The 9,624-nt window shown below is 38.8% G+C and carries 7 protein-coding genes and 1 pseudogene; 2 read left to right on the top strand and 6 right to left on the bottom strand.

The features are described 5' to 3' along the window. Positions 1-276: 276 nt before the first annotated feature. The 6 genes and pseudogenes from putP to EUBHAL_RS13925 all read right to left on the bottom strand — a co-directional run bounded on the left by putP (position 277) and on the right by EUBHAL_RS13925 (position 6,774). A pseudogene (putP, locus tag EUBHAL_RS13950) lies at positions 277-1,746 on the bottom strand (sodium/proline symporter PutP). 102 nt (positions 1,747-1,848) lie between these two features. Beyond that, complete coding sequence (locus EUBHAL_RS13945; RefSeq protein ID WP_005351554.1) at positions 1,849-3,909, bottom strand: alkaline phosphatase family protein; 2,061 nt, start codon at positions 3,907-3,909, stop codon at positions 1,849-1,851. Positions 3,910-3,922: 13 nt separating this feature from the next. Then, positions 3,923-4,732 (bottom strand): class B sortase, encoded by an 810-nt coding sequence (srtB, locus tag EUBHAL_RS13940; protein ID WP_005351551.1) that lies wholly within the window; start codon positions 4,730-4,732, stop codon positions 3,923-3,925. An 8-nt stretch (positions 4,733-4,740) separates the two neighbouring features. Continuing rightward, positions 4,741-5,298, bottom strand: coding sequence for a bifunctional adenosylcobinamide kinase/adenosylcobinamide-phosphate guanylyltransferase (gene cobU, locus EUBHAL_RS13935; RefSeq protein ID WP_005351549.1), 558 nt, complete (start codon positions 5,296-5,298; stop codon positions 4,741-4,743). A gap of 122 nt (positions 5,299-5,420) precedes the next feature. Further along, on the bottom strand, positions 5,421-6,218 hold the full coding sequence (locus tag EUBHAL_RS13930) for a DUF1189 domain-containing protein (RefSeq protein ID WP_005351547.1): 798 nt from the start codon (positions 6,216-6,218) through the stop codon (positions 5,421-5,423). Positions 6,219-6,225: 7 nt separating this feature from the next. Then, positions 6,226-6,774 carry a DJ-1 family glyoxalase III gene (locus tag EUBHAL_RS13925; RefSeq protein WP_005351545.1) on the bottom strand — a complete coding sequence of 183 codons (549 nt, stop codon included), beginning with the start codon at positions 6,772-6,774 and terminating at the stop codon, positions 6,226-6,228. A gap of 182 nt (positions 6,775-6,956) precedes the next feature. Between EUBHAL_RS13925 and EUBHAL_RS13920 the strand changes: the two genes are divergently transcribed. Continuing rightward, positions 6,957-7,442 (top strand): CYTH domain-containing protein, encoded by a 486-nt coding sequence (locus EUBHAL_RS13920; protein WP_044923725.1) that lies wholly within the window; start codon positions 6,957-6,959, stop codon positions 7,440-7,442. A 285-nt stretch (positions 7,443-7,727) separates the two neighbouring features. Beyond that, positions 7,728-9,185, top strand: a complete 1,458-nt coding sequence (locus EUBHAL_RS13915) for a L,D-transpeptidase family protein (protein ID WP_005351539.1) — start codon at positions 7,728-7,730, stop codon at positions 9,183-9,185. Positions 9,186-9,624: the final 439 nt, after the last annotated feature.

The following is a 9,624-nucleotide window of genomic DNA, read 5'->3' as shown; positions in this document are numbered from 1 at the left end:
GAATATAGGTTCTTTTATTTACTGTGAGCTGTCTTTGGCTGCTGAAGTAAAGTCAGAATTTATGTTTTATTGAATTTTGTGACTTTGTGCTGCGGAATTTTGACCATAGAAACTTCGGACTGCTTTTTCCGAAGTTTCTGTTTTATTGGGCAAAATGGAGCGTTTAGCACAACGGAACAAAATCAATAAATTTTTTAGGACTTCTTCTCGTTAATCCTTCTGGCAATCCGATTGTTTGTTCTTCTATAGAGGCGTCTCCCTTGCCTGTGGCAAATTCTATTTATCGTATTCTTCGTAGCCCTTATAGAGCTCAAATTCCTCAATAATAGATTCTTCCGGTGCCTTTGTCATCAGACTCACTACCACGATAAACAGTAAGCTGATAATAAATCCAACAACGAGAGAATATAATCCTGTTGCTACATATGGAGTCTGACCTCCGATAATCGGGATATAATCCCAGATAATCACGGTTAAAGCTCCAGAAAGAAGTCCTGCGATAGCTCCTGGAAGGTTAGTTCTCTTCCAGAAAAGACTCATTACTACTAATGGGCCGAAGGCAGCTCCAAGTCCTGCCCAGGCATCGGATACGAGTGCCATGACGGAGCTGTTTGGATCCCATGCAATAATGAAAGCAAGGGCTGCAACAATAATTGTTGTGATTCGTCCAATATTTAATACTTCCTTATCACTTGCACTTGGTTTAAAAATCCCCTGATAAATATCTGCGGATACTGAGGATGAGCATACAAGAAGCTGTGAATCAGCTGTGGACATGATTGCTGCTAAGATACCACAGATAAAGAGACCTCCAATAAATGGAAGGTTAATCTTATTTGTAAATGTTTCCTGAATCATCTGGATGAATACAGATTCTGTAGATGGTGCGCCTGCTGTTTCTCCAAGAATCATTGGAAGAAGGTAAGCTCGACCTACTACTCCGATCACTACAGCAAGAGTAAGGGAAATTACTACCCACACGATTGCGATCACAGATGACTTACGAAGTTCTTTTTCATTCTTGATTGCCATGAAACGGATGAGGATATGTGGCATTCCGCAGTATCCAAGTCCCCAGGCAAGGTTAGAGATAATCTCAATCGGTGTGATAGCATGATCTCCGTTGTACATAAGACTCATATAATGCTCAGAGTTCACACCACTTTGTGCTAATAAAGAGGAGAAATCTCCACTTACATAACCCCATGCGATAATCGGTACAATCAAAAGGGCAATAAGCATCATTGTTCCCTATACGAAGTCTGTTGTACATACAGCGAGGAATCCCCCCATAAATGTGTAGATCAGGATAACAGCTGCTCCGATAAATAATGCCACATGATAATCAATACCAAATACGGTGTTGAAAAGCTTTCCTCCTGATGCCAGCGCAGAAGCGGTGTATACTAAGAAGAAAACAACGATAATCGCAGAAGAGATTCCTAACAAAATCTTCTTTTCATCATGATAACGATTACCAAAAAATTCTGGCAGAGTCATTGAGTTATTTGCTACGATGGTGTAGGCACGAAGCGGTTTTGCAATGATTAACCAGTTTGCGATTGTTCCAAGTCCAAGACCTATAGCAATCCATGCCTGCCCTGTACCCAGCGCATAAATGGAACCTGGAAGTCCCATAAGAAGCCATCCACTCATATCGGATGCCTGTGCAGATAAGGCTGCAACTGGGCCGGACAGTCCTCTGCCGCCTAAGAAATAGTCATCAGCCCCTGTTGTTTTTTTCATACACCAGACGCCAATTCCAATCATCAGCAGTAAGTACACGCCAAAGGCGCATAATATTGCGGTTGTTGTTGACATACTTTGTCCTCCTGTTTTTCTTTTTATTTATTCATCATACAAATTTTTGTATAACAATCTCACTTTATCTTTATGGAATTCGTATTCCTCTGACTGATTTAAGGTAATATTTTCATTCGTCACGCTAACTTGATGAACGGTAATCTTATCCCCTTCTTTTACAGCACTTTTGGGAATCTCTAAGACACTGCTACTCTCTTTTTTCGAGGCAGCACGCACTCCATTTACAAAGACACGGCTTGCATCTGTAAAGTTATTTCCAAGTAACAGATAATCATCTCTGTCTTCTTTTATCTCCGTAATTTCTACAGGACTCAGGCTGTAGTTAATCTTCGTCGGCTCTAAGGACTTTTTATCCTCTCTTACAAAGTTACTTCCATAAAGCATATCATATTGTAAAAGCTTTAAGTTTTTACGGTATTTCTTATCCTCTTCCATTGTCTGATGGTATTCATTTAAGAATCCATTATGAATTCCTACTTCTTTTAACACTTTAGACGCAAGCTGCCAGGCTTCTACTTTCCCAGACTGCTTCTTTTTATTCTCTTTGTTATATCCAAAGTTATCCCAGATAAAATATGGTGTCTCATATTTGGAATTCGTTTTTAAATCTTTGCTTTCTAAATTCATTCCCGGCAAATGGTCTCCGTATGCGATAACCATTACATCTTCATGATAATCCGAAAGCTTATCCGTCAAATCTTTAATGAAATCATCCATCTCTCTTGTCTGATTTACATAGTATGTAAACTGGTTAAGATAACTCTGACTCATTCCCTCACCAGAAACAGTAATCGGAGAACCGCTCTGGTCATCAGTCGGATAATCTCCATGCCCCTGCACAGAAATCGTATAAATAATATCTTTCTTCTTCGTCTGATTTAATGTATCCATAATGTACGTTGTCAGAATAGAATCCTTTGCCCAGCCCACTTCATTCCTGCTCTTTACATCCATATTTTCAATGGTAATAAAATTATTAAATCCAAGATTGGAAAAAACAGCATCTCTGTCGTAAAAAGAAGCATTATTATTATGAATCACACTGGACTCATAATTTTTCTCCTTTAACCAGTAAGCAACACTGTCACAGGTTGTCTTGTGGAGGATACTTCGGTATGGGTACTCTCCTGTACCAAAGTAATCCATGTTCATTCCTGTAATCACTTCAAATTCTGTATTAATTGTCCCCGCTCCATATACTGGAACTTTCAAATACCCGGAGGTATATTCTTTCTGAATCTTATGAAATGTCGGAATCGGGTCTTCCGAAACTTTTAAATTCTTTACGGTTGTCGCATCGAAAAAGGATTCTAACTGAATAAAAATAATATTCGGTTCCCGTACATCTTCTGCTTTTTCCGATTGTTTTTGCTTCTTTTCTGCCTTTTTGACCTTTTTCTTTATACCTTTTACCGTATCTCTCGAATAGTTGATCGGGCGGTCAATTCCTGTATCTATCGCTGTCACACAAAATCCATAGGCAACCCCATAATCTTTATATCCAGCTATCAGGTTATCAAACTTCTTGATAAGCATTCCCTTGCCGACACCGACATATGTTACTGCACAAAAACACACTACTGTAACTGCTGTATATAAAAATCCGGAGAAAGCACTTTTAAACTTCTTATCCTCCGGCGAATAGAGGTAAAGACATACAAGACCTCCTACTCCAATCACCAGCAAAATAACAATCGCTACAATCTGCCATACCTCAAGATAGCTGCTGAGAATCGGCAGTACCGACTTCACTAACGTAAGGTCTACCGCTGTAAACGGTGTCTTTCTGTCACTTAGCACAATGCCATTCGCAATCGCCACAAGACTCCAGCAGCCAGTAATAAATACATACGCAAAAATCTTTTTCTTTACTAAAAATACAACCGATAAACATAAAAATATAATAAATCCATTATAAAGAAATACAAATGTTCTCTCCTGAACAAACGAGAACACCTCACTTACTGATCTTCTCTCTGTAAATTCCAAAAGAAGATTCAGACAGAGAGTAAGAATCAGATTAAGAATGAGAACTCTGCAGTTTGATGAGTCCTTTATTCTCTCCCATATATTTTTCTCTCCCATAGTTACTCCTTGTCTATTCCTTTGCTGTCCTTTGTATCTGCATTGCCTGTACAATAAATCGTCCGGCTTCCGAAGAAGAAGTACAGGTGGACAATGTCAACATATTTTCTGTACTGCCTGTCTTTGTTCCAAGATGATAGAGCGACTTTTCTACTGCCGTCTTTAAATAATCTGCATAGTCCTCTTCGGTGGCAAATTCTATTGTATAGACATCGGCATCTACATTCACATCAATTTCTCTTGCCGCAAAAACCTGATACTCTATCTCTTCTTGTGGTGTGATAATCCATATCTTCTGATGGTCTTTATAATCGGCATCTGCATTATAACTGGTATCATAATTCTTCTTTAACATACCAAACATCTGACCATTCTTCAAGTTATGCCCATAAACAATACTGTTTTCTGAAGAAAAATCTGCCTCACATCCCGCATCTAAAAAGATAGCTCCAATAAAACTATCCTTTCCTTCAAAGGTTCTGTGAAGATAGGAAGTATTGTCCGTTGTCTGGACAATCGGATAATTAATACCAGTTCCCTTAATATAAATCCATGCTTTTACATCAGGATTTATCCTGGCAAGTGCATCAAAATCCACCTGAACCGGACAAGTATCCGGTCCTGACTTTTTCTTCCTCTTTTTATCAGAATCCTTTTTTTCCTTTACATACTGCCTTAACTGCTCATACTCTTTTCTTCCACCATGATAATTATTGTAATATCCCCACAGTTTCCACGCAGCAACACAAAAAACAACAATACACAATAGAAGAAGCAGATTTGAGAAAAATCCGCTCCCTTTTCTTTTTTTCTTTCTGCTCATAAGCACACCTATTTCAGACGAAGAGGCAGTCCGCTGATGGCTACATAAACTTCATCACTTAATGAAGCAAGCACCTGATTGGCCTTTCCTGAAATATCACTGAAAATTCTTCCAAGACGGTAAGATGGTACAATGCTCATTCCTACTTCATTGGATACAATGATAAGTGTTTTATCCTCATCACGAATTGCCTTTACAAGATTGGTCAGTTCCTTAATAACCTCACTCTCAAGCTTCTCCACCTCAGAAGCAGAAATCTTATCGAAATCTCTCTCCTCTTCTTCGAACAAAATATTCGTGATCATAACAGTGACACAGTCAAGAAGAATGGTATTCTTTTCCGTATTTTTTACAACCTCACCAAGATCGCGGTATCCTTCATAAGTTCCCCATTCCGGATCACGTCGCTCCTGATGCATACGGATACGCTCCTTCATGTCATCATCAATCGGAATCGCTGTCGCAAGGTAAAGAACACTGCGCTTGCCATATTCCTTTGCCTTCTGCTCTGCAATCACGCTCTTTCCACTTCGGCTTCCACCGGTAACCATAATAACCTTTGACATAACTCTTCCTCCTTAAAATATCCGGGATAATTCTTCTCAAATCCCCCGGTTACTTAAATATTTCAGGTTGCTTGAACATTTTGTATAAAATATTGCACAAAATAGATTCCTTTGAAAACGCTTTATTCCTTCGAAGGTTGTGGGTCGAGGACAGAAATCTCGCCCCGCATAATAAATCCCATCGTGATAAATACTGTCACAATCATAAGCACAAAACTATCTATCATGTATCCAAGTGCTATATTCGCGCTTCCGATAACCGCCGCCAGCGTTCTGGCATAGACCGCAATGTAAAAGGACTCTGCCATTGATACAATCTTACCCTCTGTCGTTCGGACACTTCCCCTGCATATAAGGGCAAATGCCAACGCTACCAAAAGATACTGTACTGCCTTCGTTATAAGAAGTACCACCAAATAGAATACAAGAAACATATAAAATGCTGGAAGCATCTCTGCTAATCCCTTATTATTCAACTTCCAATTTTTAAACTGAGAAAGTACAATCTGCTGATTTCCACTTGGCATCTTAATTAAAATGTTCTTCTTTCCAACTAAAAGTTCCTGTACATAATCAGATTTAAAATCCGACTCCTTAAATTCTTCAACTGACGAATCTGCCTTGATATGAACAACCCCGCCTATTGTAAAATCAATCGGACTCTCACTCTGAAAATATCCTTTTTCTAAAGTAAACTTCGGGATACGGTTTAAAACCAGATTTTCTAAACCACCGACACTCGCCGTCCATGCCGCAAATGGAATCACATTCTCGATAAGTACGAGAAACATGACAAGCACAGCTACATAACCGACAAATGCTCCCTTTTTCTTCTTAATCAGTTCTTTATACTGAGATGGATGGATGCAGGCAATCACATACTGCCACAAAAATCCAATCTTACTCTCCTGCTGCATCATCTTCCCCCTATACCGGATATACAATAGAGGCGGCAATCTCGTCTGCCTTTTCTTTGCTAATCAATACTTCAATTAACTTCAGTGCAAATGCAATCGCTGTACCTACTCCCCGGCTTGTTACTACATTACCATCAACAGCAACCGGCTCTTCTGTATACTCTCCCACAGGAATTCCGTCAAGACATCCCGGATAACTGGTTGCCTTTCTGTCCTTTAAAAAGCCAAGTCCGCCAAATACAGATGGTGCCGCACAGATTGCTGCTACCCACTTACCAGCCTCATACTGCTTTTTTAAAAGTTCTGCAAGACCCTCATGGTCTCTTAAATAATTCGTTCCCGGCATTCCTCCCGGAAGTACGAGCATATCTGCCTCTTCCTTAATATCTTCTATTAAAATGTCTGTATTCACAGAAATATTACGGGCTCCTGTTATCTTTGTTCTTCCCATAATGGAAACCATCGTCACAGAAACACCAGCTCTTCTCAATAAATCTACTGCCGTAAGTCCTTCTACTTCCTCAAAACCATCGGCACAAAATACATATACTGAACGCATCATAAGCCTCCTTTACTTTGTTAATAAATTCATTATCCTTAATAATATCCTACTTGCACCTTTTTATCAAGCTTGGTCATACTTTTTTCACTTTATTTCTCCTAAAAATATGATATTATATAGTAATACATTGTTATCGACTGTTATTTTTTAATTAAAATAATATTTTAGGGAGGATGAACATGGAAATTGAAAGAAAGTTTTTAATAAAATCTTTACCCGACAATTTAGAAAGTTATTCCTGTGATACTTTAATTCAGGCATACATTTCCACAGAACCCGTTATCCGTGTCAGGCAAAAAAACGAAGATTATATTCTCACCCTGAAGTCTGCTGGATTACTCGCCAGAGAAGAAATTGAAATGCCACTTACAGAAGAATCTTTCAAACATCTGCTTTCAAAAAAAGATGGCATTTCTATCAAAAAGAAACGGTATAAAATTCCAGATACCCCTTACTTAATCGAACTTGACGTATTCGAGGGCGATTACAATGGATTTTGCATGGCAGAAGTAGAATTTTCGGATATAGACAGTGCCAATGCTTACAATGCTCCTGCCTGGTTCGGCCCGGAAGTTACAATGGATTCCCGTTTTCATAATTCCAGTTTAAGCAAGAGAAATCCAGCGGAAGTTCAGGAATTTCTGGAATTAATCCAGAAGATGTAATATGATTATAAGAATTTCGAAATTGTAACACAATTTTAAGAATAATTAATATCATTTTTCTTGAAAATGTATTATAATGTTACTGTTTTGTAACTCTATAAATTTATATAGTCTAGTTACAAATCCGGGTCACACAAAGGGAATCTCATAAATATGATTCTTTTGTTCTTTTGTAGGCAAAACCACTATCTTCAGATGCTGGAAATTGACTATAATACAGCCCACGCGCAAATCTACTGCGCGATTTATCATTAAATTAATTTTAAGAAAGGAGATTATTCACGAATGAGTGATACACAGACAACAAATGTCACACCAGACAGTTCAACAACAAGAAACCGCCGCAGTGACAAAAAGTCCTCTAAGACAGGTAAGATTGCCGCAGCCGTTATTGTTGTTTTACTTCTTGCCGTTTACGGCGGTGGTGTTTACTATTATTCCAGCCATTTTCCACATAACACATTAATCAACCATGTAAAAGTCGGGGAGATGGATGTAACCAAAGCTGAGAAAACATTTACAGATGACCTTGCATCTCATAAGATTTCTTTAAAAGAAAAGGAACGTACAGAAGTTATTGATGCTAACGATGTCGGAACAGTCATCAATGTCGGCAGCCAGATCAGTGACTTACAGGATTCCATGAATCCATGGTTATGGTTCACAAATCTGTTTGGTTCCAAACACTATACTGTTAAATTAGATGTAACTTACGATGAAACCAAATTGGAAAAAGTTATTAATAATCTTGCATGTTTCAAAAAAGAAAATGTAACTGCACCAAAGAGTACTTACATAAAAGCAGGAGACAGCCAGTTTGAAATTGTCCCTGAAGTTCTTGGTAACACTGTAAAGAAAAAAGCTCTCATCAAGTTAATTGGAAAGGACCTTTCCACAGGAATCACAAAGATTGACCTTGAAAAAGAGAATCTTTACAAACTTCCAAAATATTATGCAAAAGATAAGGTCGTAACTGATGCCCTCGCAAAAGCAAACAAATACGCTGGCGGCACTATCACTTATGATTTTGATTACACAACAGAGACACTTGATTATGAAACATCCAAAGACTGGGTTAAAATCTCCAAAGACTTTAAAGTAACATTAGACGAAAGCAAAGTTGGAGACTATATTGAAAAACTCGGCTCCAAATACAATACAATGGGATCCTCCCGTCCTTTCACTACCGCTTACGGCTCTAAGATCAATGTATACGGCGGTGACTACGGCTGGAAGATTTATTTCGATAAAGAAAAAACCAAACTTATCAAAGAAATCAAGTCCGGTAAAGATGTAGAAAGAGAACCTGTATACTCCTACAAAGCCAAATGCAGAAAGTCAGCTAAAGATGATATCGGTGACTCTTATGTCGAAGTAAGTATTTCCAATCAGGAAATATGGCTCTACGTTAACGGAGAATGTAAAGTAAACTCCTCCGTTGTAACTGGTGACCCAACAAGGGGACATCAGACTTATACAGGCGTTTATGCAATCACTTATAAACAAAAAGATGCTACCTTAACAGGACCAAACGCTGGTGGCGGCTCCTATTCCTCTCATGTAAACTTCTGGATGCCATTTAATGGTGGTCAGGGACTCCATGATGCAGATAGCTGGAGAAGTTCTTATGGCGGTTCTATTTACAGAGGAAGCGGTTCTCATGGCTGTGTTAACTGCCCTTATTCTACCGCAGCGACTCTTTATAAATATGTAGATGCAGGATTCCCTGTTATCGTTTACTAAACAGTTAATCACTTTTTATTTGTTAATGACATAAAATATCCCCACCGGGTGGAGTGTTGCTCTACAATGGTGGGGATATTTTTTTGATTTGCCGCAGAAACAGACGAACTCCAGAAGATAAATAAAGCCTATTTGTGACTTTGACTTTAGTCGCGGCGGTTTGAATGTTCGCTTATACGCTCGCATCCAAACCTTGCTCCGAGGCCACAAATAGGCTTTATTTATCTTCTGGAGTTCTGCCGTTGGCAGCTTGGGAAATCAGTTAGGGGGAGCTTTGAGGAAGATGACAGGAGATATAAAAATTCCAGGAAATCAAAACTTATTGGATTGACTCTTAAACGATTGTCATAATAGTATAGCATTTTATCCTCTTACAGCAAGAATACTCCGACCTCTAAGGTGGGAGATGAATTGCGTCTGCTACCCACTTGATAGAGTA

Source organism: Anaerobutyricum hallii DSM 3353, from assembly GCF_000173975.1.
Classification (GTDB): Bacteria; Bacillota; Clostridia; order Lachnospirales; family Lachnospiraceae; genus Anaerobutyricum; species Anaerobutyricum hallii.
The sequence above is the reverse complement of the archived record's forward strand: the minus strand, read 5'-3'. Positions and strand labels throughout refer to the sequence as shown.

Excerpts from the sequence above, each read along its gene's own strand:
- srtB (WP_005351551.1), bottom strand. The coding sequence starts at position 4,732 with ATGAGCAGAAAGAAAAAAAGAAAAGGGAGCGGATTTTTCTCAAATCTG.
- EUBHAL_RS13945 (WP_005351554.1), bottom strand. The coding sequence starts at position 3,909 with ATGGGAGAGAAAAATATATGGGAGAGAATAAAGGACTCATCAAACTGC.
- EUBHAL_RS13920 (WP_044923725.1), top strand. The coding sequence starts at position 6,957 with ATGGAAATTGAAAGAAAGTTTTTAATAAAATCTTTACCCGACAATTTA.
- EUBHAL_RS13925 (WP_005351545.1), bottom strand. The coding sequence starts at position 6,774 with ATGCGTTCAGTATATGTATTTTGTGCCGATGGTTTTGAGGAAGTAGAA.
- EUBHAL_RS13930 (WP_005351547.1), bottom strand. The coding sequence starts at position 6,218 with ATGATGCAGCAGGAGAGTAAGATTGGATTTTTGTGGCAGTATGTGATT.
- EUBHAL_RS13915 (WP_005351539.1), top strand. The coding sequence starts at position 7,728 with ATGAGTGATACACAGACAACAAATGTCACACCAGACAGTTCAACAACA.
- cobU (WP_005351549.1), bottom strand. The coding sequence starts at position 5,298 with ATGTCAAAGGTTATTATGGTTACCGGTGGAAGCCGAAGTGGAAAGAGC.